Origin of the sequence: Blautia coccoides, from assembly GCF_034355335.1 — a bacterium.
GTDB lineage: Bacteria > Bacillota > Clostridia > Lachnospirales > Lachnospiraceae > Blautia > Blautia producta.
Window position 1 is genome coordinate 4,895,834 of record NZ_CP136422.1, and the last position, 24,096, is coordinate 4,919,929.

General features: G+C 39.7%; 25 protein-coding genes and 1 pseudogene. All 26 read left to right on the plus strand.

Annotated features, from left to right (window positions below):
* Window positions 1–72 precede the first annotated feature (72 nt).
* The 26 genes and pseudogenes from mobT (at window position 73) to BLCOC_RS22140 (ending at window position 24,062) form a co-directional block, all read left to right on the plus strand.
* Window positions 73–1,269: a MobT family relaxase gene (mobT, locus tag BLCOC_RS22015; protein ID WP_074430165.1), complete on the plus strand. Its 1,197-nt coding sequence runs from the start codon at window positions 73–75 to the stop codon at window positions 1,267–1,269.
* 12 nt (window positions 1,270–1,281) lie between these two features.
* Complete coding sequence (locus BLCOC_RS22020) at window positions 1,282–1,416, plus strand: DUF3789 domain-containing protein (RefSeq protein WP_005340705.1); 135 nt, start codon at window positions 1,282–1,284, stop codon at window positions 1,414–1,416.
* Window positions 1,417–1,638 (plus strand): hypothetical protein, encoded by a 222-nt coding sequence (locus BLCOC_RS22025; protein WP_002323342.1) that lies wholly within the window; start codon window positions 1,417–1,419, stop codon window positions 1,636–1,638.
* A 78-nt stretch (window positions 1,639–1,716) separates the two neighbouring features.
* On the plus strand, window positions 1,717–2,223 hold the full coding sequence (locus BLCOC_RS22030) for a GNAT family N-acetyltransferase (protein ID WP_002322989.1): 507 nt from the start codon (window positions 1,717–1,719) through the stop codon (window positions 2,221–2,223).
* A 60-nt stretch (window positions 2,224–2,283) separates the two neighbouring features.
* Window positions 2,284–2,703: a nuclear transport factor 2 family protein gene (locus BLCOC_RS22035; RefSeq protein ID WP_009319866.1), complete on the plus strand. Its 420-nt coding sequence runs from the start codon at window positions 2,284–2,286 to the stop codon at window positions 2,701–2,703.
* A gap of 91 nt (window positions 2,704–2,794) precedes the next feature.
* Entirely contained in the window at window positions 2,795–3,091 is a 297-nt protein-coding gene (locus BLCOC_RS22040) for a hypothetical protein (RefSeq protein WP_032542234.1), read from the plus strand.
* Window positions 3,010–3,513 (plus strand): antirestriction protein ArdA, encoded by a 504-nt coding sequence (locus tag BLCOC_RS22045; RefSeq protein ID WP_074034358.1) that lies wholly within the window; start codon window positions 3,010–3,012, stop codon window positions 3,511–3,513. The genes BLCOC_RS22040 and BLCOC_RS22045 overlap by 82 nt, the downstream gene beginning before the upstream one ends.
* A gap of 17 nt (window positions 3,514–3,530) precedes the next feature.
* Window positions 3,531–4,034 carry an antirestriction protein ArdA gene (locus BLCOC_RS22050; RefSeq protein ID WP_074034356.1) on the plus strand — a complete coding sequence of 168 codons (504 nt, stop codon included), beginning with the start codon at window positions 3,531–3,533 and terminating at the stop codon, window positions 4,032–4,034.
* Window positions 4,035–4,142: 108 nt separating this feature from the next.
* Entirely contained in the window at window positions 4,143–4,541 is a 399-nt protein-coding gene (locus BLCOC_RS22055) for a conjugal transfer protein (RefSeq protein ID WP_077710004.1), read from the plus strand.
* Window positions 4,519–6,969: a conjugal transfer ATPase TcpF gene (gene tcpF / locus BLCOC_RS22060; RefSeq protein WP_115623374.1), complete on the plus strand. Its 2,451-nt coding sequence runs from the start codon at window positions 4,519–4,521 to the stop codon at window positions 6,967–6,969. Before BLCOC_RS22055 ends, tcpF begins: the two co-directional genes overlap by 23 nt.
* Window positions 6,969–9,215: a CD3337/EF1877 family mobilome membrane protein gene (locus tag BLCOC_RS22065; RefSeq protein ID WP_115623375.1), complete on the plus strand. Its 2,247-nt coding sequence runs from the start codon at window positions 6,969–6,971 to the stop codon at window positions 9,213–9,215. Before tcpF ends, BLCOC_RS22065 begins: the two co-directional genes overlap by 1 nt.
* On the plus strand, window positions 9,212–10,219 hold the full coding sequence (locus BLCOC_RS22070) for a bifunctional lytic transglycosylase/C40 family peptidase (RefSeq protein WP_115623376.1): 1,008 nt from the start codon (window positions 9,212–9,214) through the stop codon (window positions 10,217–10,219). Before BLCOC_RS22065 ends, BLCOC_RS22070 begins: the two co-directional genes overlap by 4 nt.
* Before the next feature lie 16 nt (window positions 10,220–10,235).
* The gene (locus BLCOC_RS22075; protein WP_074034226.1) at window positions 10,236–11,138 is read left to right on the plus strand and encodes a conjugal transfer protein; all 903 of its coding nucleotides are present in this window, start codon (window positions 10,236–10,238) and stop codon (window positions 11,136–11,138) included.
* A gap of 82 nt (window positions 11,139–11,220) precedes the next feature.
* Window positions 11,221–11,586, plus strand: a complete 366-nt coding sequence (locus BLCOC_RS22080; RefSeq protein ID WP_009265876.1) for a DUF3796 domain-containing protein — start codon at window positions 11,221–11,223, stop codon at window positions 11,584–11,586.
* On the plus strand, window positions 11,579–11,779 hold the full coding sequence (locus BLCOC_RS22085; protein ID WP_074034224.1) for a helix-turn-helix transcriptional regulator: 201 nt from the start codon (window positions 11,579–11,581) through the stop codon (window positions 11,777–11,779). Before BLCOC_RS22080 ends, BLCOC_RS22085 begins: the two co-directional genes overlap by 8 nt.
* A gap of 16 nt (window positions 11,780–11,795) precedes the next feature.
* Window positions 11,796–12,026 (plus strand): hypothetical protein, encoded by a 231-nt coding sequence (locus BLCOC_RS22090; RefSeq protein WP_074034222.1) that lies wholly within the window; start codon window positions 11,796–11,798, stop codon window positions 12,024–12,026.
* Window positions 12,027–12,192: 166 nt separating this feature from the next.
* Window positions 12,193–12,963, plus strand: a complete 771-nt coding sequence (locus tag BLCOC_RS22095) for an ABC transporter ATP-binding protein (RefSeq protein ID WP_074034221.1) — start codon at window positions 12,193–12,195, stop codon at window positions 12,961–12,963.
* Complete coding sequence (locus BLCOC_RS22100; RefSeq protein WP_074034219.1) at window positions 12,953–14,929, plus strand: ABC transporter permease; 1,977 nt, start codon at window positions 12,953–12,955, stop codon at window positions 14,927–14,929. The genes BLCOC_RS22095 and BLCOC_RS22100 overlap by 11 nt, the downstream gene beginning before the upstream one ends.
* 58 nt (window positions 14,930–14,987) lie before the next feature.
* The gene (locus BLCOC_RS22105) at window positions 14,988–15,647 is read left to right on the plus strand and encodes a response regulator transcription factor (RefSeq protein ID WP_074034217.1); all 660 of its coding nucleotides are present in this window, start codon (window positions 14,988–14,990) and stop codon (window positions 15,645–15,647) included.
* Window positions 15,644–16,648: a sensor histidine kinase gene (locus BLCOC_RS22110; protein ID WP_074034231.1), complete on the plus strand. Its 1,005-nt coding sequence runs from the start codon at window positions 15,644–15,646 to the stop codon at window positions 16,646–16,648. The genes BLCOC_RS22105 and BLCOC_RS22110 overlap by 4 nt, the downstream gene beginning before the upstream one ends.
* 294 nt (window positions 16,649–16,942) lie before the next feature.
* Complete coding sequence (locus tag BLCOC_RS22115) at window positions 16,943–17,362, plus strand: RNA polymerase sigma factor (protein WP_074034215.1); 420 nt, start codon at window positions 16,943–16,945, stop codon at window positions 17,360–17,362.
* Window positions 17,363–17,365: 3 nt separating this feature from the next.
* A complete protein-coding gene (locus BLCOC_RS22120; protein WP_074034212.1) occupies window positions 17,366–17,620 on the plus strand; it encodes a helix-turn-helix domain-containing protein in 255 nt (84 codons plus the stop codon).
* A 375-nt stretch (window positions 17,621–17,995) separates the two neighbouring features.
* Window positions 17,996–18,199 (plus strand): excisionase, encoded by a 204-nt coding sequence (locus BLCOC_RS22125; RefSeq protein WP_002347229.1) that lies wholly within the window; start codon window positions 17,996–17,998, stop codon window positions 18,197–18,199.
* A gap of 78 nt (window positions 18,200–18,277) precedes the next feature.
* Window positions 18,278–19,468: a site-specific integrase gene (locus BLCOC_RS22130; protein WP_115623377.1), complete on the plus strand. Its 1,191-nt coding sequence runs from the start codon at window positions 18,278–18,280 to the stop codon at window positions 19,466–19,468.
* A gap of 172 nt (window positions 19,469–19,640) precedes the next feature.
* A pseudogene (locus BLCOC_RS22135) lies at window positions 19,641–20,732 on the plus strand (IS110 family RNA-guided transposase); the annotation flags it as partial.
* Window positions 20,733–21,458: 726 nt separating this feature from the next.
* Window positions 21,459–24,062, plus strand: coding sequence for a PBP1A family penicillin-binding protein (locus tag BLCOC_RS22140; protein WP_115623378.1), 2,604 nt, complete (start codon window positions 21,459–21,461; stop codon window positions 24,060–24,062).
* Window positions 24,063–24,096: the final 34 nt, after the last annotated feature.

Sequence of the window (24,096 nt, forward strand, 5' to 3'; positions counted from 1 at the left end):
CTGGCATGGTTTTCCAGCAAAAATCAGTTGTGAAGTCGCCTGAAAAAACTTCACACTTTACAGATTGGGGGTATGGTTCTGAATGAAGAACAATGGATAAAAGAATTACGGGAGAAACGGATTGCTTATGGTATCTCACAAGGCAGGCTGGCGGTGGCTTCTGGTATCACAAGGGAATATCTCAACAAGATAGAAAGCGGAAAAATGAAGCCGTCAAAGGAACTTCTGGAAACTCTGCATAAAGAACTGGCAAGGTTCAATCCAGAAGCACCGCTTACCATGCTGTTTGATTATGTAAAAATTCGTTTTCCCACGCTGGATATACAGCACATAATCAAAGATATATTAAAACTGAATGTCAATTATATGCTCCATGAAGATTACGGACATTACAGTTATACGGAGCATTATTCTTTAGGGGACATCTTTATCTATACGTCGGCTGACGAAGAAAAAGGTGTCCTTTTAGAATTAAAGGGGCGTGGTTGCAGGCAGTTTGAAAGTTACCTGCTGGCACAGCAAAGAAGCTGGTATGACTTTCTCATGGACGCATTAGTAGACGGTGGCGTGATGAAGCGTATCGACCTTGCTATCAACGACCATACGGGCATTTTGGATATTCCAGAGCTTGCGGAGAAATGCAGGAAACGGGAATATATCGGAAAGTCCAGAAGCTATAAGTTTTACCAGTCGGGCGAGCTTATCAAGCACAGAGAGGACGACAGAGAATATATGGGACGTACTCTTTATCTTGGTTCGCTGAAATCAGATGTGTATTTCTGTATCTATGAAAAGGACTATGAGCAGTACGTCAAGCTGGGGACACCGCTGGAAGAAGCCGACATTATCAATCGTTTTGAGATACGGCTTAGAAATGAACGTGCCTATTATGCAGTACGAGATTTGCTGACCTATTATGACGCAGAGCAGACCGCCTTTTCGATTATCAACCAGTATGTGCGGTTTGTTGATGAAGAACCAGACAAGCGGAAAAATGACTGGAAACTTAATGACCGCTGGGCTTGGTTTATCGGCGATAACAGACAGAGCTTGAAGCTGACGACAAAGCCAGAGCCTTACACCTTAGACCGCACATTGCGGTGGGTACAAAGGCAGGTAGCACCGACCTTGAAAATGCTGAAAAAGATTGATAAAGGAAATGGTACAGACTACATGGAAACAATCGAACAGCAGGCAAAGCTCACAGAAAAGCATGAAATGATAATCAAACAGCAGACGACCCCTGCAAAAGATTTGGTGGAAAGTTAGGAGTGATGAAAAATGTGGGTATTATTAAAAGACTTCCTGCTGGTATCTATGGGAATGGGTATCGGCGTAGTCTTGATGTGTATTTTGAATGTCGGCAAAGAAGCTGACTATGAAATGAAACAATTAGAAGAAAGCGAGGACAATTAAATGAATTTCGGACAGAATTTATATCAATGGTTTTTATCAAACGCACAGAGCTTAGTGCTTATGGCGATTGTGGTTATCGGTATCTACTTAGGGTTCAAGCGTGAGTTTTCAAAACTTATCGGCTTCTTGGTAGTTGCCTTGATTGCTGTCGGCTTGGTGTTCAACGCTGGCGGTGTGAAAGATGTATTGTTAGAACTATTCAATAAGATTATCGGTGCATAAAATTTTATTGTGGTGCTGATATGAGAATGGTATAATTTAGAATATGAAATAAAGTGAATACTATTGGAGGTTGAAAATATGATTATTTATAGCAAATTGGAAATCAATAGAATAAAAGATTTTTGGGAGTTATTAAATCGTTTAGATACTGAAACAGATTACATGATGTACGAACCAAATGAAAGAAAAGCGAAAACTACTATTCAAGAATTAAAATTAGATATTCAAGACAATGTAATTCAAGGTTTTGATTTTTTGCAAGTGGCAACAGAAAATGACAAAATAGTTGGTTATATTAGAGCAGAAAGAGGAAAATTTGAAAGAAATTTTCATACGGCATATATTGTTATAGGTATCTTAAAAAAATATAGAGGAAAAGGTATTGGAACTACTTTTTTTAATAATTTAGATTTATGGGCTAAAACAAATAATATTGTCCGTTTGGAACTGACAGTTGAATGTTGTAATAATACTGCAAAAAATTTGTATGAAAAAAATGGTTTTAAAATTGAAGGAATAAGAAAAAAATCAATGTTTGTTGCTGGTTCCTTTGTTGATGAGTTTTATATGGCAAAAATTCTATAAAATAAATTTTCAACTTCATTATTTACAAAGTAATTGGTCTTAGGATTGAGGTGTTTTATTATGAATGAGAGAGAAAAAATCATTCGCTTATGGTTCGATATGTGGCTTAAACAGCAAGATTTAGGAATGGATAAAATTTTTACAGAAGATGTTGTTTATACGGAAAGCTGGTGTCCTAAATATGAAAATCTTAAAACAGTAAAACATTGGTTTAATGAATGGAATACTCGTGGTAAAGTCATTATTTGGGATATTAAACAGTTCTTTCATAAAGAAAATCAAACTGTCGTCGAATGGTATTTTAAAAATGAAATGAATACGGGAAGTGTTGAAGAATTTGACGGTATTTCCTTAATTGAATGGACAGAAGATAACAAAATCAAATCATTAAAAGAATATGGTTGCAATTTGAATAACTACAATCCATATCAGCACAGCGATAACCCTCAATTTAGAGATGAAAAAATAAGCTGGTTTTAAAACTTAATCAAATTATATCTATACACACAAAGCAGTTAGTCTTAGGATTGACTGCTTTTTTCTTACCTAAATTTCAGATTGGAGTGATGAAATGAACGATATTTTTAAGGATATGCAGGTAAAAGTCGGCTGTGAATACATTTCCGACCTGCCCTCTTACAAGCGTAAGGTGTGGCATGAAATGAAACGACTGAACCCTGCCGACTATGAAGAAAGACAGTTAGAAGATTTTTCAAAGTATGTGTTTGGTATGTCGTACCAGACCATAAAAGATGTGATAAAACAACAGAAAGGACGTGAGGAACAATGCAGGAAACAAGGGTGCTGGTGGAAACGAGAGGAACAACTGGCGAAGAAACAATATCATACTGGTTCGACCTGCCGATAGATGTTGCCGAGTTTGAAGAAAAGCTGGGTGTCGGTGCAGAAAGTGGGGATTACCGCATTATCGAAAAGGTGTTGCCTTATGCTGATGAAGTCCACGAACATACCAGCGTGTACCAGCTCAACGAATTAGATTTTATGTACCGCCAGCTTTCGAGCGATATGCAGGAAGAATATACAGCACTTCTTACGGTGTATGAAAATTTAGAAGCACTTTATATTTGCAGAAATGTGATTACGGTTTATCCCGACTGCAAAATCATGATAGATGTTGCAAGGCAAAAGCTGATGAACGACCCGACGTTCAAACATCTGTCCGAGGACTGTCAAGAATATTACTTTGACTTTGAAGCCTACGCTTCTCACTTGCAGGAACACGGGAAATTTTTAATAACGGAACACGGTATTTTTGAACTGCCAGAGTAGGAAATGAGGTGGTGCTTATGATTGATGATATGGCGGTTTACATTGCTAATCTTGGCAAATACAATGAGGGCTATTTAGTCGGTGCTTGGTTCACATTTCCTATTGACGAGGAAGATGTAAAAGAAAAAATCGGATTGAATGAACAGTATGAGGAATACGCAATCCATGATACCGATAACTTCCCCATTGCGATTGGCGAGTATGTTTCTATTGAAGAACTCAATGAGATGTATGAAATGATAGAGGAACTTCCCGACTATATCGTAGAGTGTCTGGACAAATTTATCAGCCACTACGGGACGCTGGAAGAAGTCGTGGAACACAAGGACAATATTTATTATTATCCCGACTGTGAAACCATGACAGACGTTGCCTACTACTACATAGACGAATTACAGGCACTTGGCGACATTCCACCCAGCTTACAGAACTACATTGACTATGAAGCCTACGGGCGAGATTTGGATATGGGCGGTTGCTTTATTGAAACAAGCCGAGGTATGTGCGAGATACCATACTAACGCTGGAAGATCAGCGACAAGCATTGTTGCTACTGACAGCGTATTTCTCTTTTAAGGGACAGTCTGAAAATGGCTGTCCTTTTCTATTTTGAAAGGAGCTGAAAGAACTTGAAAAAGATTAAAAGCTACACGGGTATCTGGAACGTGGAAAAAGTCTTGTATGCAATCAATGACTTTAACTTACCCTTTCCCGTTACCTTTACACAGATTACATGGTTTGTGATTACGGAATTTATCATCATTCTGTTTGGGGATATTCCCCCACTTTCCATGATTGAGGGAGCATTTCTCAAATATTTTGGTATTCCCGTTGCTCTCACTTGGTTCATGTCGCAGAAAACCTTTGACGGAAAGAAGCCGTACAACTTTTTGAAATCACAGATAACCTATGCCCTGCGACCTAAAATCACTTATGCAGGAAAAGCCGTAAAACTGCATAAGCAGACCTTGAATGAAACAATCACGGCAGTAAGGAGTGTGAACTATGTTACCGATAAAATATATTGACAATAACCTTGTCTGGAACAAGGACAATGAGGTGTTCGCTTACTATGAGCTGATACCGTACAACTATTCTTTCTTATCCGCAGAGCAGAAATTTATCGTGCATGACAGCTTTCGACAGCTTATCGCACAGTCCCGTGAGGGTAAAATTCATGCGTTGCAGATTGCCACAGAAAGCTCAATCCGAAGTCAGCAGGAGCAGTCAAAGAAACTGGTAACTGGAAAATTAAAGGAAGTTGCCTATCAGAAGATAGACGAACAGACCGAAGCGTTAGTATCTATGATTGGGGACAATCAAGTGGACTACCGCTTTTTTCTTGGCTTTAAGCTCATGGTTACGGAAGAACAACTCAATCTGAAGAATATTAAAAAATCGGCATGGCTGACGTTCACGGAATTTCTCCATGAAGTGAACCACACGCTGATGAATGATTTTGTTTCCATGCCGAATGATGAAATCAACCGTTACATGAAAATGGAAAAGTTACTGGAAAATAAAATCTCCCGTCGCTTTAAGGTGCGTCGCTTGGAAATCAATGATTTTGGGTATCTCATGGAACATCTTTACGGCAGGGACGGTATCGCCTATGAAGATTATGAGTACCAGCTACCAAAGAAGAAATTGCAGAAAGAAACGCTGATAAAATACTACGACCTTATCCGTCCGACAAGGTGTGTGATTGAGGAAAGCCAGCGGTATTTACGATTGGAACATGAGGACAAGGAAAGCTATGTGTCCTACTTTACTGTCAATGCGATTGTAGGCGAGCTTGATTTTCCGTCGTCTGAAATCTTCTATTTCCAGCAACAGCAATTCACATTCCCCGTTGATACTTCTATGAATGTAGAAATCGTGGAGAACCGAAAAGCACTTACCACAGTAAGAAATAAGAAAAAGGAATTGAAAGACCTTGACAATCACGCTTATCAAGCAGGAAGTGAAACCAGCTCAAATGTGGTGGACGCATTAGACAGCGTGGACGAGCTGGAAACAGACTTAGACCAGAGCAAAGAAAGTATGTATAAGTTAAGCTACGTGATACGGGTGTCTGCACCCGATCTTGACGAGCTGAAACGCCGTTGTGATGAAGTCAAAGACTTTTACGACGACCTCAATGTAAAGCTGGTGCGTCCTGCTGGGGATATGCTGGGGCTTCATTCTGAATTTCTTCCTGCCAGCAAGCGATATATCAACGACTATGTGCAGTATGTAAAATCAGACTTCTTGGCAGGGCTTGGTTTTGGTGCGACACAACAGTTAGGGGAAACTACGGGTATCTATATGGGCTATTCCGTTGATACGGGAAGAAATGTGTACCTGCAACCGTCTTTAGCTTCGCAGGGCGTAAAAGGCACAGTTACAAATGCCCTTGCTTCTGCTTTTGTCGGTTCGCTTGGCGGTGGTAAGTCGTTCTGCAACAATCTTCTGGTGTATTATTCGGTTCTCTTTGGGGGACAAGCGGTTATCTTAGACCCAAAGTCCGAGCGTGGCAACTGGAAAGAAACGCTTCCAGAGATAGCCCATGAAATCAATATCGTAAATCTTACCAGCGATAAAGATAATGCAGGACTTCTTGACCCGTTTGTGATTATGAAGAATGTAAAAGACGCTGAAAGTCTGGCAATCGACATCTTGACATTCCTTACGGGTATTTCCTCTAGGGACGGCGAAAAATTCCCCGTACTTCGTAAGGCGGTACGCTCCGTTACCCAGAGTGACAGTCGGGGCTTGCTCCATGTGATAGACGAGCTACGCCGTGAAGCTACGCCAGTATCAAGGAATATCGCAGACCATATCGACAGCTTCACGGACTACGACTTTGCACACCTGCTGTTTTCGGACGGTACAGTAGAAAATGCAATCAGTCTGGATAACCAGCTCAATATCATTCAAGTAGCCGACCTTGTGTTGCCAGATAAGGACACGACCTTTGAGGAATACACGACCATTGAATTATTATCGGTGTCTATGCTGATTGTGATTAGTACCTTTGCCCTTGATTTTATCCATTCGGACAGAAGTATTTTTAAGATTGTAGACCTTGACGAAGCGTGGGCGTTCTTAAATGTGGCACAAGGAGAAACGCTCTCTAACAAGCTGGTTCGTGCTGGACGAGCTATGCAGGCAGGCGTTTATTTCGTTACACAATCTTCTGGGGACGTGTCAAAGGAAAGTCTGAAAAACAATATCGGCTTGAAGTTTGCCTTTCGTTCTACTGACATCAACGAGATAAAACAGACCTTAGAATTTTTCGGTATCGACAAGGACGACGAGAACAACCAGAAACGCTTGCGTGATTTAGAGAACGGACAATGCTTATTGCAGGACTTATACGGACGTGTCGGTGTGGTGCAGATACACCCAGTCTTTGAAGAACTGCTACACGCTTTTGATACCAGACCGCCCGTACAGAGAAATGAGGTGGAGTGATGAAAGAAAGGATAAAAGGTGCGTTCACAAAAAAGAAGATTTTCCACTTTTTCAAAATGGCTCTGTTCGTGGTGGCACTCTCCCTTATCCTGCTTTCACTTCTGGGGACGGTGGCTCATGCGACGGGTCTTGTGGACGATACCATAAACGCAGAAAATCTATATTCAAAATATCCCCTTTCCAACTACCAGCTTGATTTTTATGTAGATAATAGCTGGTCGTGGCTTCCGTGGAACTGGCTGGACGGGATTGGAAAATCGGTGCAGTACGGGCTTTACTGCATTACCAACTTTGTCTGGACGATAAGCCTTTATTTAAGCAATGCAACGGGCTATGTGGTGCAGGAAGCCTATAAGCTGGACTTCATCAACGATATGGCAGACAGTATCGGAAAGAGCATACAGACCCTTGCAGGCGTTACCGAGAATGGCTTCGGGAGTACGGGATTTTATGTGGGTTCTCTATTACTGATAATTTTAATCATTGGTATTTATGTTGCCTATACGGGACTGATAAAAAGAGAAACCAGCAAAGCGGTTCAAGCGGTTATCAATTTTCTTGTGGTGTTCTTGCTGTCCGCTTCGTTTATCGCCTATGCCCCCGACTACATCAAGAAGATAAATGAATTTTCATCAGACATCAGTACCGCTTCACTTGATTTGGGAACAAAAATCATGCTCCCCAACTCTGACAGCGAGGGCAAGGACAGCGTGGACTTGATACGGGACAGCCTATTTTCTATTCAAGTGGAACAGCCGTGGCTACTCTTACAATTCGGGAACAGCAATGCAGAGGAAATCGGGACAGACCGTGTGGAAGCTCTTGTATCGGCAAGCCCAGAGGACGAGGACGGAAAGACCAGAGAAGAAGTCGTGAAAACAGAAATAGAGGACAACGACAACAACAATCTGACGATACCGCAGGTCGTGAACCGTTTAGGCATGGTGTTCTTCCTATTCATTTTTAATATAGGTATCACAATCTTTGTATTCCTACTGACAGGAATAATGATATTAAGCCAGATACTCTTTATTATCTTTTCAATGTTTTTACCTATCAGTTTTCTTCTTTCCATGATACCCAGTCAAGAAAATCTGGCAAAGCAGGCAATCGTGAGGGTGTTTAATACCATAATGACACGGGCAGGAATAACGCTCATTGTAACGGTGGCGTTCAGTATTTCCAGTATGTTTTATAACATCTCCAAAGAGTACCCGTTTTTTATGGTGGCGTTCTTACAGATAGTGTGTTTCGCAGGTATCTTTATCAAGTTAGGGGACTTAATGAATATGTTCTCTTTGAACGCTAATGACAGTCAAAACATGGGACGCAGGATATTCCGCAGACCGTATCTGTTTATGCGACATAGAGCTAGGCGTATGGAAAGACGGCTTGCTGGTGCGGTTACTGCTGGCGGTGTTGCTGGTGCGGTGGCAGGTAGCACGATTTCAAACAGAAAACCGACAAGGAACACAGCCACAAAAGACAGTCGGGGCAATACCACTTCCAGCATGGGACAGCGTGCAGGTTCAAAGGTGGGGGCTGTCTTAGATACGAAAAATAAAGTGAAAGACAAGGCAACCGCTGTCAAAGAGAATATCAAGGATATGCCGACACAGACCGCTTATGCGGTGTATTCCGCAAAGGAAAAGGCAAAGTCCAGCGTGTCCGACTTCAAGCGTGGCATGGTGCAGGAACAGCAATCCAGACAGATGGGACGATTGGAAAAGCAGGAACAGCATAAGAAAAATATCGCTGACAAGCGTATGGAGCTTCAAAAGGCACAAGAAGCAAGGCAGGTACAGCGAAAGGCTGACGGATCAGCGACAACGGGAGCTACCCGTCCCCATGAGCGACCAGCCACAGCTTCAAAGCCGAGTGCTGAAAAAATGCAGGAAATCAAGCGACCAGCCACAACTTCAACTATTCCAAAGTCGAGTGCTGAAAAAATGCAGGAAGTGAAACGTCCTGCCACAGCGACCACTTCAAAAGCAAGTGAACCAGTCAAGACAAATGTTGTGAAAGAGCGTCCGTTATCTTCTGGTGTTTCTGATAGGAAAGCGACCCAGCCTACACAGACAGTACATAGGCAGAATGTAGAAAAAGTGGTATCGCAGGAAACACGCCAGAATTACACCAAAGACCGCAGGACAAAGGTTCAGCAGACGCAGAGCGTCCAGAAGAACCAGCAGACCATAGAGAAAACTCGTAACCTTGTAACGAAGAAAGGACAGAAGAAAAAATGAAACTGAAACATATCGCTCTCATTGGCAGTCTGTTTCCTATCCTCTTTTCTCTGGTGCTTTTCTTTGGTGTCTTGATTAGTGCGGACAGCGACGACAAGAACAGCAACTTTTCTTCTGGCATTACGGGTATGAACTTATCCGCAGAAGTCTTGAAACATCAGCCTATGGTAGAAAAGTACGCCAGAGAATACGGTATTTCCGAGTATGTCAATGTGCTACTGGCTATCATTCAAGTAGAAAGTGGCGGTACGGCAGAAGATATTATGCAGAGTTCGGAAAGTCTGGGACTACCACCCAACTCTTTAGATACGGAAAGCTCAATCAAGCAGGGGTGTAAGTATTTTGCATCCCTGCTTTCTTCCTGCAAAAATCAAGGTATCGACGATTTGAATGTAGCGATACAGTCTTATAACTATGGCGGTGGCTATGTGGGATATGTGGCAGGAAAAGGGAAAAAACACACCTTTAACCTTGCAGAGAGCTTCGCTCGTGAGAAGTCGGGTGGAAAGAAAGTAACCTACACCAACCCGATAGCTGTTGCAAAGAACGGGGGCTGGCGGTATGGCTATGGAAATATGTTCTATGTGGAATTAGTCAATCAATATTTGACCGTGGCACACTTTGATAATGCGACGGCACAAGCGATTATGAATGAAGCGTTGAAATATCAAGGCTGGAAGTATGTGTATGGTGGCAGTAACCCGAACACTTCCTTTGATTGTAGCGGACTTGTGCAATGGTGCTATGGAAAAGCTGGTATCTCTTTACCGAGAACAGCACAAGCACAGTATGACGCTACCCAACATCTTCCACTCTCGCAGGCAAAGGCTGGGGACTTGGTGTTTTTCCATTCTACCTATAACGCTGGTTCGTATGTGACCCACGTCGGTATCTATGTAGGAAATAACCAGATGTACCATGCAGGCGACCCGATAGGATATGCAGACCTAAGTAGTAGTTACTGGCAACAGCACTTAATCGGTGCAGGACGAGTAAAACAATAGAAAGGACTTGAAAAATATGTTTAAGAAGAATAAGAAACAGACAGAAAATGTCAAAGAAAAAAAGGTGCGTACTGTCAAGGTAGGCACACATAAGAAAACCGTGATTGCGTTGTGGGTGGTGCTTATCGCAAGCGTGAGCTTTGGGGTGTATAAGAATTTTACGGCTATCGACCAGCACACGACCCATGAAAAAGAAATCATTGAACTTCGCTTGCAGGACACCAACGGGATAGAAAATTTCGTAAAGAACTTTGCAAAGTCCTATTACACATGGAGTAACAGCAAAGAAGCTATCGAAGCAAGGACGCAGGCAATCAACGGTTATCTGACAAAGGAATTGCAGGACTTGAATGTTGATACAATCAGAACGGATATACCGACCAGCTCCACAGTTACAGATGTGATTGTATGGCATATCGAGCAATCGGGAACGGACACTTTTTCTGCTACCTACGAAGTAGATCAGCAGATAAAAGAGGGAGAACAGACAAGTAATGTCAAGGCAACCTATACTGTAAAAGTCCATGTAGACGCTGACGGGGATATGGTAATCATTCAGAACCCTACCCTTGCACCAGTAATCGAAAAGTCGGACTATGAGCCTAAGACACCAGAAACAGACGCAAGTGTAGACGCTGATACCGTCAACGACGCTACCTCTTTTCTGGAAACATTCTTTAAGCTCTATCCAACAGCCACAGAAAAAGAGCTTGCCTATTATGTATCGGGGAATGTGCTTGAACCTATCGGCAGGGACTATCTTTATTCTGAACTGGTAAACCCTATCTTCACAAAGGACGGGGACAATGTAAAAGTTAAAGTAGCTGTGAAATTCCTTGATAATCAGACAAAGGCAACGCAGGTATCGCAGTATGAACTTGTGCTACATAAGGATAGCAACTGGAAGATTGTTGGATAAGCAAGTGGATTGACAAACGACTTCTAAATGTGGTATATTTCTCTTGTAAAGATAGAAATATACCACATAAGGAGTGAATGTTATGACAGTAAGAAAGTTTTTGTATGGTGCAACTGGTTTTCTTTCGTTATTAGGTGTTATCGGTGTTATGAGTAATGAAAAGGAATTTTTACCTTTCTTTGTATTTGCAATAAACTTTGAGTATTGGTTTATGAAACAAGATGAAATGTTAGATGAATATATGAATAAATCAGCGTCCCGTGGTTTCTATTGTGGAATGATTGCCACAGCCTGCATTACATTATATTCTTTCTTGATAAAACAAAGTTCTGGAAATGAAGCATTTACTAATGGATTGGCTCTAGGGTGGGCGATTTCTGTAATTGTTTACTCTATATCAACCGCATACTTTGGAATGAAAGAAAAATGGGGAATATGTAATGATTAAAAACCGTATTAAAGAATTTAGGGCAAAATATGATATGAAACAAGACGATTTAGCGAAAGCAGTCGGTGTTCGACGGGAAACGATTGGCAACCTTGAAAAAGGACGATACAATCCCTCTCTTGTATTAGCTTGGAATATTGCAAAGACATTTCATGTAACGATTGAAGAAGTTTTTACAGTAATAGACGATTGAATTTAGGAGTGATACCATGATAGGACTAAAAAAACGAGATATAAAAAAAGCATTGAAAGCTGGAGCAAAGGCTGGCGGTGTATCATTGGCTGATGTTTGGGCTGATATTGAAGCTACGATTGATGAAGCTATGAACAGTACCGACCCAGAAGTGCAGGCGAATTTCAGAAAGTATTTTGGAAATAAACGCCCTACACCAGAGGAATACATTTATACCATTACGAAAAAGACAAAGGTAAAATTATAATAAAGGGGTCGTGGAAATGCTTCACAGAATTGTGATCTGCATTATCACGGCTCTTTTGCTCTCCGTTTACTTTCAAAACTGTAAGTGTAATTGAATACTGCCCTTGCTATAATCTAATTGTATTCCCAAACAAATAAATGTGGCAGGAAGAAAGGAGCGATTTTTAATGGAACACATTTTGAATTTAGAACAAGTAAAAAAATACTACGGGGGTAACTCTGGAAATATCACAAAGGCAGTAGACGGTATTTCTATGTATGTGGATAAGGGCGAATTTGTCGCAATCATGGGAGCTAGTGGCTCTGGAAAGACTACCCTATTAAACTGTATTTCTACGATTGATACCGTAACCAGCGGACACATTACAGTTAATAATCAAGATATTACCAAAATCAAGGATAAAGATTTTGCTGATTTCAGACGTGAAAATCTAGGGTTCATTTTTCAAGACTTTAACCTTTTAGATACCTTGACGATTGAGGAAAACATTTCTTTGTCATTGGTTATCAACAAACAGAACCCTGCCGAGATTGAGAAACGGGTTCATACTATCGCCGACAAATTAGGTATTCGAGAAATTTTATCAAAATTTCCTTATGAAGTTTCGGGTGGACAAAAACAGCGTTGTGCTTGTGCGAGGGCTTTAATCAATGAACCAAAACTGATTTTAGCTGATGAACCGACGGGAGCTTTGGACTCAAAATCTTCCAGATTGTTACTAGAAACAATGTCTGACATCAACAAGAAAATGCAGGCTACTATTTTAATGGTAACACATGACCCGTTTAGTGCGTCTTTCTGTGAACGTATTCTGTTCTTGAAAGACGGTAAGATATTCAATGAGATTTTCAGAGGGGAAAAAAGCAGAAAAGATTTCTTCAATGAAATACTGGATATATTAACCTTGCTCGGAGGTGAAGTGGGAAATGTTAGGTAAGTTAGCGGTTAGAAATACAAAAAGAAATATTAAAGATTATTTGATTTATTTGATAACTGTTACTATCGCATTTTCTCTTATATTTGCTTTTAACTTAGTGGCAAGTTCAGATGAAGTAGTAAAGTTATCTTCCAGTATGGGCACATTTAAAAATACATTGCTTGCTGTCAATATTCTTATCATTTTTGTAATATGCTTTTTAATTAACTATACGACAAGGTTCATGTTTGAAAAACGAAGTAAAGAGCTTGGAACATATATGCTTCTTGGAATTAGAAAAAAAGAAATAGCAAGATTACTTGTAATTGAAAATATAATGTTAGGTTTTCTTGCTTTAACTTTAGCTATTCCTATTGGTTTTGTATTCAGTCAATTTGTGTCATTAGTGATTATAAAATTGTTGGGTATTCCAGAAGTTATCTTCATTTCATTAAATTTTATTTCAGTAGGACTGCTTGCAATTTACTTTTTGGCAATATATGTATTGGTTTTAGTTAATCTTTTACGAAGAATTAAAAAAATGACGGTACATGATTTTCTTTATTTTGATAAGCAGAATGAAAAGAAAATGTTCCGCAATAACAAAAAAAGGAACATTTTCTTTATTATCAGCATTATCCTTACTATTGCTTCACTTTTTCTGTGGCATTCACGCTGTACTATGGAAAAATTTAGTGAGCAGGAAACACTTACTTATTTGATGATTAGTGTTATTGTGTTAATTATTGGTATTTATGGTATATCTGCGACTTGTGCAGATATGTTCTTGTCTGTTTTGCTAAAGAGCAAGAAAACGAAATACCAAAAAGATAATCTTTTTGTAATAAGAACTTTTGCGTCAAAAGCACGAACTATGAGTTTTACATTTGGAACATTGTCAATGTTGATTTTAGTTTCGTTATTGGCTTTGAACTATTCTAGTATCAATAAAGCAACATATGAAATAAGTGTAAATTTAATTGCACCTTATGACGTTCATGTATTTGACGATATGCCACCATTTGACAATTTTGAAGAATATATAAATGTGGTAGATGAAGATTATACGATAAAGGAAAACTTTGAATATAATATTTACAAAGAGCCAAATCATCAGATACAAAATTATTATGGTATGCAGTTCTATGAATTTGACCCAGTAATGAAGCTAAGCGATTATAACAAATTACTTTCAATAAGAGGTATGGATAGACTCTCATTAGAAAATAACGAATATTTTATAGTTACAGATAGCAAACAATCTTATAGAATTGAGGATAATAAAGACATTGAAACCATTAGCTTATCCGATAAAAAATTAACTTTAAAAGGATATGATACAAAATCTTATTGGAGAAACCTAGTCAATAGTGGTAGATTTGTTATAATTGTTCCTGATAGCTATGTACAAGGTTTAGAAATATGTGAACAACATTTAGTTATTGATACAAAAGAAGAAACAACGACAAAATTATCAGAAAAGATAGACACAGAATTAAATCATTTATTAGCAGTAAAAGATGAAAATGGCGAAAAAGATTATGAGTATTATAGAGTCTCTGTTAGAGGGTCTGCGATTGAAGAGCAAAAAGCAATGACTGCAATGGTAGCTAGTCTATTTATGTATATTGCATTCATTTTGATTTCCGCAGTAGGTACGATTTTAGCTATTCAATCATTAAGTGACTCTTCAAAATACAAATATCGCTATTTGACCTTACGAAGATTAGGTGTAAATGATAAGTCGTTATTTAAGACAGTTAGAAAACAATTATTGATATTATTTTGTGTCCCTGCTATATCGTCAATAGTATGTTCTTTTGTGATGATGTCATCATTGAATAATGTGTATCAGCAAATTTTAGGAGATAAATATCTTTATTTAATTTACTTCGGATTAAATTTAGTTTTCTTCTTCCTAATTTATGGAATTTATTGGATAGCAACATATATCGGTTTCAAACGAAATATCAATGAGGAGAGTTAGGTTATTCTAGCTCTCCTGCTATGAAATTATTATGATGATAAATCAAGGGGGTGTGAAAATGAGGCTAGCAATTATCGAAGATGATGAAATCACTCGTCTGGAGCTTTCTAAATTACTAAAAACACAAGGATATGAAACAGTTTTATTGACTGATTTTGAAAATCTACCAGAGGAACTAAAGCAGTATTCCGTAGAGTTGGTTCTGCTTGATATTAACCTGCCGTATGAAAATGGCTATGAAGTATGCAGGAAAATAAAACAAGTCATGCCAGTACCTATTATCTTTGTAACAAGCAGAGATACAAATGCAGACGAATTGAAAAGTATTCAAGTGGGTGGGATTGACTTTATCACAAAGCCGTATGACACGCTTATTCTTCTTGAGAAGATCAAGCGTGCATTGCAGTTGTCAAACCCGAATAATTTCCGTGAGCTTGTCAAAAAAGATTGTGCCCTTGATTTACATTTATCCATTTTGAATTATCAAGAGAAAAGCATTGAACTGACAAGAAATGAATTTCGTATTTTATACTACTTTTTTATGAACGAAGATAAAGTTATTAGTAAAGAAGAACTGCTGGAAAAGCTGTGGAACGACAAGTATTATTTGGACGAAAATGTATTACTGGTTAATATGACCCGTCTAAAAAAGAAAATGAGAGAAATCGGTATTGTTCACTTACTAGAAAATATACGAGGAAAGGGTTGGAAACTGTGAACTTTTTTACATTCTTAGAAGAAAAAATAACAGAGATATTGTTTCAACTTTTCTTTCTTGCCTTAGTAACATTTCTTTTGATTTTCTACGGTGTAGATACGCTGTTTGTTGTATTGCTGGTAATTCTGTTCATCAGCATACAAGGACTTTTTCAATGGTGCTTGTATCGGAAGAAACGTAACGCTTCACAACATATTATTGATTTAGTAGATGGACTGGAAGAAGCCTACTATATTGCAGACGTTTTACCAAAGCCAAAAGAATTTCAAAATGAAGCCTATTACTACGCACTAAAAAAAGCCTGCAAATCTATGAATGATGAAATCGATAAAATCACAGAAGAAAAGCAGGATTATCAAGAATATGTGGAAAGTTTCGCCCATGAAATTAAAATACCGATAGGAGCATTGTCTTTGACGTTTGATAATGCGAAAAATTACACGTTAAAAAAAGAAACAGACAAGATATTTCAGTTAGTGGAGCAAATGCTCTATTATGCAAGAAGTGAAAATACAGAAAAAGACTATTTTGTAAAACAGTTGCAGTTGGACGAAGTGATACATAATGTCATTCTGAAATTCCGTCATGCACTTATGGAAAGGAAAGTAATTATCAATATCCATGACATAGAGAATGTCGTTTATACTGATGAAAAATGGCTGACATTCATTCTATCTCAAATCGTGCAAAATGCGATTAAGTATTTTGATAAGCAGGAAAATAAACTGACGATATACAGTCAAGACAACGGAACAAATATACTGCTTGTGATTGAAGATAACGGCTGTGGAATAAAAACATCTGATTTATCCCGTGTATTTGAAAAAGGTTTTACTGGTTCAAATAGAAGCAAAGCAAATGCAACGGGTATGGGACTGTATTTATCGAAAAAATTATGCGATAGATTGGGTTTGAAATTGGATATTGCTTCTACGGAAAAAGAATATACAAGACTGACAATTACATTTCCAAAAGGAACAGTTCATAATTTTTCAGAGTAATTTGAAAAACCATGCCAACATTGATACGGTGCTTTAAGGGGGCTTGCGTTATGGAAAGCTTTAAGTACAATTATTTGCAATCAAATCCCACCTAATAGCACACTATTAAAAATTGAATATGTTTTAGCTTTAAAGGCTCGTACAGACTATATGTTTTGTGCGGGCTTTTTTCATACCCGAAAAAAATTAAAAAATTTTTCAAAAGAGGTCATTAAATCACACCTAGCTGTCCTTATATGGTGCGGAAAGAGGGATAAACACTTTTCAAATCATAAAGGAAAGGGGGTGAGATTGATGAAACCGTCTGACTTCCAGAAAACAGTTCAATGTCGTTTTGAAAGTTGTTTAAAGAAAGTTGTCCGTAGTGTCGTGAAAGATTATTACAAGGAATTAAAACGCCGTAAGAATAAAGAAATATCTTTCAGCGAATTACCAGATGTCCTTGTAGATAAAATGGCTGTTTGGGACGATTACGAAACAGATTATACAATCTTTTCAGTATGTGGCATTGATATTCGTGTCCTTGATGATGAACTGGCAGAAGCCTTGAAGAAACTTCCAGAAAGAAAACGCAATACTCTGTTGATGTATTACTTCTTGGAAATGACAGAAAGTGAAATTGCCAACTTACAGAAAATCACGCAAAGCGGTGTATTTAGAAACCGACATCATGCTTTGGAAACTATGAAAAAAATACTCAAGGAGGAACAATAGAAAATGAAACAGTTATTTAAGAAGCCGTCCTATTACTTGATTTCATCAGCTATGGACGGAAACGAAAAAGCGATTGAGAAATTGCTGGCATTTTATGACCCTTACATATCAAAATGCTGTTTACGTTCACTTTATGATGAATACGACAATGTTTATATCGTTGTAGATATGGAGTTAAAAGGACGTATCAGAGAAGCACTTATCAAAATGATTTTAGGTTTTGATATTGAAGATATGAACTTAGAACCAGAAGAATAAGCAGTTTTTAGCGGAGCATGATTTAATGTCCCCCCCTCTTTCCTGCTCCGCTACTGTTTTTACACATGAAAGCAACACGCTTTCGCCACAGCTCTTTGACAACTGAATAAAGCAGACAGATACGTTTGTGAGATAGCGAGCCACGGGGACTGTACGCCACGACCTTTTCAAAAGAAAGCGAGCGACCCACGCAGTGATCCGAGAGCGACTGTTGGAAAAGTCGTTTTGCCACGACCTATCCTCACAGAATAATGATACGTCCGCATGGTGCGGTTCTGCCCACAAAAATGGGAATAGTTGAGATACTAACGGAGTTTTCCAAAGCCGTCTGCCTGCTTGTAAAAAATGACACACAGTAAAGGGGGTGCATAGATTATGAACAATACTGATGTGCCTATCTGGGAAAAATATACGCTGACGATTGAAGAAGCGTCTAAATACTTCCGCATTGGCGAAAAGAAATTGCGTAAATTAGCCGAAGAAAATCTTGACGCTGGCTGGGTTATCGTGAACGGCAACCGTATTCAGATTAAGCGAAAACAATTTGAAAAAATCATAGATACATTGGACGAAATCTAATGTCATTGAGCCGTAGATATGGTATAATAAGGTATAGCGTATCACGGCTCATTCCATGACGGAAAGGAGCTTTACACTATGTCTAATGTAAAACGAAAAGACAGTAAAAATCGCAATTTGCGTAATGGAGAGAGCCAACGAAAAGACGGAAGATACGTTTATAAATATACCGATATATACGGAAAGCCACAATTTATCTATTCTTGGAAACTTGTACCGACAGACAAGACACCTGCTGGAAAGCGTGATGATATATCGTTGAGGGAAAAAGAAGCACAGATAAAAAAAGACCTTAACGACGGTATCGACACAGTCGGCGGTAAAATAACAGTCTGCCAGCTTTACGAGAAGAAGAACAGCCAAAGAAAGAACATCAAGAGGGCTACTGAAAAGGGACGACAGTATCTTATGAACGCTCTGAAAAATGACCCGTTGGGTATGAGGGCGATTGATACTGTCAAGCAGTCGGACGCTAAAGAATGGGCTATCAGAATGAGTGAAAAAGGATATGCCTATAAAACGATTGATAACTATAAGCGTTCCTTGAAAGCGTCATTTTACATGGCGATACAAGACGACTGTATCAGAAAGAACCCGTTTGAATTTAAGCTGAGTGATGTTCTGGAAGATGATACGGAACAGAAAGTTATCCTTACACCAGAGCAGGAAGAACGCCTGCTTGCCTTTATGGAAAAGGACAAGATTTATAGTAAGTATTATGATGAGGTTGTGCTTCTGCTGGAAACGGGACTTCGTATTTCTGAATTTTGCGGACTGACGACGCATATTGATATGCAGAACAGAATACTCAATATAGACCACCAGTTATTGAAAGATAGCGAAATGGGCTACTATATTGAAACGCCAAAGACCAAAAACGGAAAACGGGAACTTCCATTGACAGAACGGGCTTATCAAGCAATCCAAAGAATACTAAAGAACAGAAGAAAGGCACAACCGCTGATTGTAGGTGGTTACAGCAATTTCCTATTCTTAAACCGTGAGGGCTTGCCTAAAGTTGCAGGAAACTATGAGGGCATGGTGCGAGGGGTGATTAAGAAGTATAACAAGTATCACACGGACAAGTTACCGAACATCACACCACATTCATTCAGACATACTTATTGTACGAATATGGCAAACAGAGGAATGAACCCAAACACTCTGCAATATCTCATGGGACACGCTAACATAACCATGACACTTGGCTATTATGCACACGGTACATTTCAATCTGCAAAAGCAGAACTGGAAAGACTGGCTTGTTAATATCGGAGCTTATATTTACTACTCATTTACTACTTTTGGTTGCATTTTCATGCTGGTAAATGCCAGCTTATGCAAGGTATCTTCCAAAAAGAAAATACCGATAAAGCCCTAAAATACGGGATATATCGGCATTTACCAACTTATGAAAAGATAATCAGAAATTTAGTAAGTTTTTACCATCAAAAACAATCTCGATGGGTTCGACGAGCTTTATCAGAAAATAGAATCCGTTATGGAAGATGCTTCTAAAGTAAAAGTAGGCCTAGAAGCCACTGGACACTATAGTTACAATCTTCTCGGATATCTGCTTGATAAAGGTCTGGCCACCTTTGTTATCAACCCGTTACATACTAATCTGTACAGAAAAAGTCTAAGCCTTAGACAGACGAAAACGGATAAAGTTGATGCCCATACAATTGCTTCTATGCTAATGTCTGACGTGAACTTAAAGTCCTACTCAGACACATCGTATCACAACGAAGAGCTTAAGTCACTTACTCGCTATCGTTTTGATAAAGTTAAAGAACGCGCGAAGCTTAAAACATCTATATCCCGTCTTGTATGTATCCTTTTCCCTGAGTTAGAAAAGCTTGTTCCAACACTTCATCAGAATTCTGTTTATGAGTTACTCTACGAATTTCCTGGTGCAAAACAGGTAGCTAATGCACATCTCACAAGACTTTCAAATCTTCTTGAAACCGCATCTAAAGGCCACTACACAAAAGAAACCTCTATCGCTTTTAGAGAGGCTGCAAGAACCTCTATCGGTTCAAATATGCCAGCTAAATCGCTTGAATTAAAGCACACCATTAAGCTCATTAGAGAGCTAGATTCTGAAATCGAAGAGATTGAAAACGAGATTAAAGTCATCATGGATGAAATCAATTCTCCAATCCTTAGCATTCCTGGAATCAGCTATCGAATGGGTGCCATGATTATTGCTGAAATAGGTGACTTTAGCCAATTCGACTCTCCAGATAAGATCCTTGCTTATGCAGGAATGTCGCCTTCTACCTATCAATCCGGCCAGTTAGATAACTGTTATGCCAGAATGGAAAAACGTGGTTCTAGATACCTTAGATATGCTCTGTTTAATGCAACCGCATATGTTTGTCTATGGGATCCAACCTACAAGGCTTATCTTGCCAAGAAACGAGCTGAAGGCAAGCATTACTATGTTGCAATGTCTCACGCGACCAAGAAACTAGTTCGGCTAATTTATCATCTCGAACGCACTGGACAGCAATACCAAAAAGCAATCTAATTCTTCCAACATCATATCTTCTTGTCAGAGCATCATACTCGATGCTCTATTTGTCATGCAATTTTCAAGGTACTGATTGCGATGAATAAGTCATCGCCACTATACTCAAAACATCTCTGTTTTTGAAACTATTTATTGACTTTCTTTAATAGTTAGTCTTTTTTATTTACGAAAACGTTTACATTTTTATCGTATCCTTTATTTCAGATTTTGTCAATACATTTTGTGCATTTTTACCTTTTCAATAAAATTATCTCATCCATTTTGGGCATAAGTTACATCGCGTTTGCTACAGTTTATGAAAAACTTTTTCTTTAATTCACAGTTTTTTGTTCATTTACCCCCTTTTATATTGTTGTTATATTTATTTCATTGAATTTATGATCCATTTTTGCAAACGTTTACAATTTAAATAATATTTATTTCAAACTGCGTACCATAAATTTTCTACCCTTACAAGATGGTGGGCATCCTATCACACCTTCTGCTGTACACAACAATATCACTCCAAAAAAATTGCTATAAGTTATAACTTTTCTCTTAAATTCCATTAAATTTATAAGTTCTACTTTATTTCGGTATGCCATTTTGCTATAATAGGGACGTATACTGCTTATATTGCCCTCTTATCTTTACCGGAAAACGGATTCCGCAGGCCATGGTTCGGCCTGATTCTGTATAGATGGTATGGGTATGGTATATAATCAGGAAAAGGAGGCAAACTACATGAATTTTGGAAAACGTGCGACTGACAAGAAGCGTAATTCGCTTTCCTCCCGCTCTACCATGATGGGGAAGAAAGCCCATGTTTCTTTTATACGCATCATTTTCATTTCCCTGATTGCCATTATGGTAATCGGCGGCTGCGTAGGTTTTGGTGCCTTCAAGGGTCTGCTGGATAATGCGCCGGATATTAGGGACGTAAATATAATGCCAATCGGTTCAGCAACCTTTGTCTATGATTCTGGCGGCAATCAGCTTCAGAAACTGACAGCACCTAACTCTAACCGTATGCCGGTCACTATTGATAAAATTCCTCTAGATCTGCAGCATGCAGTAGTCGCCATTGAGGATGAGCGTTTTTATGAACACAACGGTATTGATCTGCGCGGTATTGTCCGCGCGGGGGTAAAAGGCATCACAAGTGGTTTTAAATTCTCAGAAGGCGCCAGTACCATTACTCAGCAGCTTCTGAAAAACAATGTATTCAAAGACTGGACCAATGAGTCTATGGTGGAACGTTTTAAACGTAAATTCCAGGAACAGTACCTGGCCATCCAGCTTGAAAAACAGTTAAAAGATAAGGATCAGATTCTGGAGAGCTATCTGAATACGATCAACCTGGGCAATGGCAATTATGGTGTACAGGCTGCCGCACACGGTTATTTTAATAAGGATGTGAGCGAGCTGACACTCTCGGAATCCACAGTTATCGCTGGTATCAGCCAGAACCCAACGCGTTTTAACCCGGCAGTCAATCCGGAAGAGAACGCGAAAAGACGTAAAGATGTCCTGGATCACATGTTGGACCAGGGTTATATTACAAAAGAGCAATATGACGAATGTCTGGCAGACAATGTTTATGACCGCATCCAGGCAGTAGAGGCGGAATCCTCTGAGGAGGACGATACTTATACCTACTTCATCGATGAGCTGACAAGACAGGTGATCGACGACCTGATGACTCAGAAAGGCTATTCCGAACAGCAGGCCTACAATGCTCTGTACAGTGGCGGTCTGCGTATCTACACAACACAGGACCCGCAGATCCAGCAGATTTGCGACGAGGAATACAGCAACCCGGAAAACTTCCCTGCCGGGACACAGGTGGGACTTGATTATGCACTGACGATCGCCCATCCAGACGGGACAGAGGAAAATTTCAGCAAAGAGATGATGACCACCTATTTCAAGGCTGAAGATCCTAATTTTTCTCTTCTTTTTGACAGCCAGGAACAGGCCGAATCCTATATAGAAGCCTTTAAGGCAGCCAAGACCGAGGATGGAAGCACAGTCATTGCGGAGCAGAAATATTTTACGCCTCAGCCCCAGTCCTCTATGTGCATTATGGACCAGCATACAGGATATGTGAAAGCGATCGTAGGCGGACGCGGTGAAAAAGCAACCAGTTTGTCCCTGAACAGAGCCACCAGAACGGTAAGGCAGCCCGGTTCTACCTTCAAAATTGTGTCTACCTATGCGCCGGCACTGAATGAGTGCGGCAAGACACTGGCAACTGTCTATGATGATGAACCTTACCAATACAAAAGCGGCAAACCGGTAAACAACTGGCTGACAGGCAGCTTCGGCGGACCTACAACAATACGGGAAGCGATTGTTAATTCTGTCAACGTAGTAGCTGTAAAATGTATTACCGATATAACACCACAGCTTGCATATGATTATCTGCTTAAATTCGGTTTCACCACTATTGTGGATACACTCACCATAGACGGCAATGTGTACTCTGATATCGGACAGCCCACCGCTCTGGGTGGTATCACAAGAGGTGTGAGCAACCTGGAACTGACTGCCGCCTATGCGGCAATTGCCAACAACGGAACTTATATCAAGCCTATGTTTTACACAAAGATCCTGGATGAAGATGGCAATGTATTCCTTGACAATACACCAGAAAAGACAAAAGTCATTAAACCAAGTACCGCATATCTGCTCACCAGTGCTATGGAGGATGTTGTAGACCATGGTACAGGTACCAGACTACAGCTGAACAATATGCATGTAGCCGGTAAGACAGGTACAACAGAGGGTTATAATGACCTTTGGTTTGCAGGATATACCCCTTACTACACCTGCACGGTCTGGTCGGGATACGATGACAACACAAAACTGCCGTCCGGTGATTACAGAACTTATCATCAGGATTTATGGCGCAAGGTTATGCAGAGGCTCCATGAGGACAAGACAGATACGGATTTCAAGATGCCGGCCACAGTGGAAAAAGCCACCGTCTGCAGTGAGACAGGCCTTCTTCCCAATTATGCCTGCCCAACTATAACGGAGTATTTTGAATCCGACGAGATTCCAAAGAAACGGTGTAATGTACACTCTAATAGAGTCTATACTCCGCCGGCGGAGGAAACCAACGAACCGCCTGCTGACACACCGACAGATACCCCCACAGACAACCCGGCTAATCCGCCCACAGACAATAATACGCCGCCGGATACTCCCGGTGACACACCGACAGATAATCCGGGAGGTGATACACCTACGGACAACCCGGACACACCGGATACTCCCGACAATCCCGATACTCCAACTCCTCCTGATGAAGGCGGAGAGGGAACCGGCGGTGAGACAGAGTAAGTCATAGAAAAGGGAGCAGCATCTATTCAAACCA

Coding starts and splice junctions, on each gene's coding strand:
- BLCOC_RS22035 (WP_009319866.1), top strand. CDS start 2,284: ATGAATGAGAGAGAAAAAATCATTCGCTTATGGTTCGATATGTGGCTT.
- BLCOC_RS22085 (WP_074034224.1), top strand. CDS start 11,579: ATGATTAAAAACCGTATTAAAGAATTTAGGGCAAAATATGATATGAAA.
- BLCOC_RS22050 (WP_074034356.1), top strand. CDS start 3,531: ATGATTGATGATATGGCGGTTTACATTGCTAATCTTGGCAAATACAAT.
- BLCOC_RS22020 (WP_005340705.1), top strand. CDS start 1,282: ATGTGGGTATTATTAAAAGACTTCCTGCTGGTATCTATGGGAATGGGT.
- BLCOC_RS22130 (WP_115623377.1), top strand. CDS start 18,278: ATGTCTAATGTAAAACGAAAAGACAGTAAAAATCGCAATTTGCGTAAT.
- BLCOC_RS22025 (WP_002323342.1), top strand. CDS start 1,417: ATGAATTTCGGACAGAATTTATATCAATGGTTTTTATCAAACGCACAG.
- BLCOC_RS22040 (WP_032542234.1), top strand. CDS start 2,795: ATGAACGATATTTTTAAGGATATGCAGGTAAAAGTCGGCTGTGAATAC.
- BLCOC_RS22080 (WP_009265876.1), top strand. CDS start 11,221: ATGACAGTAAGAAAGTTTTTGTATGGTGCAACTGGTTTTCTTTCGTTA.
- BLCOC_RS22065 (WP_115623375.1), top strand. CDS start 6,969: ATGAAAGAAAGGATAAAAGGTGCGTTCACAAAAAAGAAGATTTTCCAC.
- BLCOC_RS22045 (WP_074034358.1), top strand. CDS start 3,010: ATGCAGGAAACAAGGGTGCTGGTGGAAACGAGAGGAACAACTGGCGAA.
- BLCOC_RS22115 (WP_074034215.1), top strand. CDS start 16,943: ATGAAACCGTCTGACTTCCAGAAAACAGTTCAATGTCGTTTTGAAAGT.
- BLCOC_RS22090 (WP_074034222.1), top strand. CDS start 11,796: ATGATAGGACTAAAAAAACGAGATATAAAAAAAGCATTGAAAGCTGGA.
- BLCOC_RS22100 (WP_074034219.1), top strand. CDS start 12,953: ATGTTAGGTAAGTTAGCGGTTAGAAATACAAAAAGAAATATTAAAGAT.
- BLCOC_RS22075 (WP_074034226.1), top strand. CDS start 10,236: ATGTTTAAGAAGAATAAGAAACAGACAGAAAATGTCAAAGAAAAAAAG.
- BLCOC_RS22095 (WP_074034221.1), top strand. CDS start 12,193: ATGGAACACATTTTGAATTTAGAACAAGTAAAAAAATACTACGGGGGT.
- BLCOC_RS22105 (WP_074034217.1), top strand. CDS start 14,988: ATGAGGCTAGCAATTATCGAAGATGATGAAATCACTCGTCTGGAGCTT.
- BLCOC_RS22030 (WP_002322989.1), top strand. CDS start 1,717: ATGATTATTTATAGCAAATTGGAAATCAATAGAATAAAAGATTTTTGG.
- BLCOC_RS22070 (WP_115623376.1), top strand. CDS start 9,212: ATGAAACTGAAACATATCGCTCTCATTGGCAGTCTGTTTCCTATCCTC.
- tcpF (WP_115623374.1), top strand. CDS start 4,519: ATGTTACCGATAAAATATATTGACAATAACCTTGTCTGGAACAAGGAC.
- BLCOC_RS22140 (WP_115623378.1), top strand. CDS start 21,459: ATGAATTTTGGAAAACGTGCGACTGACAAGAAGCGTAATTCGCTTTCC.
- BLCOC_RS22120 (WP_074034212.1), top strand. CDS start 17,366: ATGAAACAGTTATTTAAGAAGCCGTCCTATTACTTGATTTCATCAGCT.
- mobT (WP_074430165.1), top strand. CDS start 73: ATGGTTCTGAATGAAGAACAATGGATAAAAGAATTACGGGAGAAACGG.
- BLCOC_RS22125 (WP_002347229.1), top strand. CDS start 17,996: ATGAACAATACTGATGTGCCTATCTGGGAAAAATATACGCTGACGATT.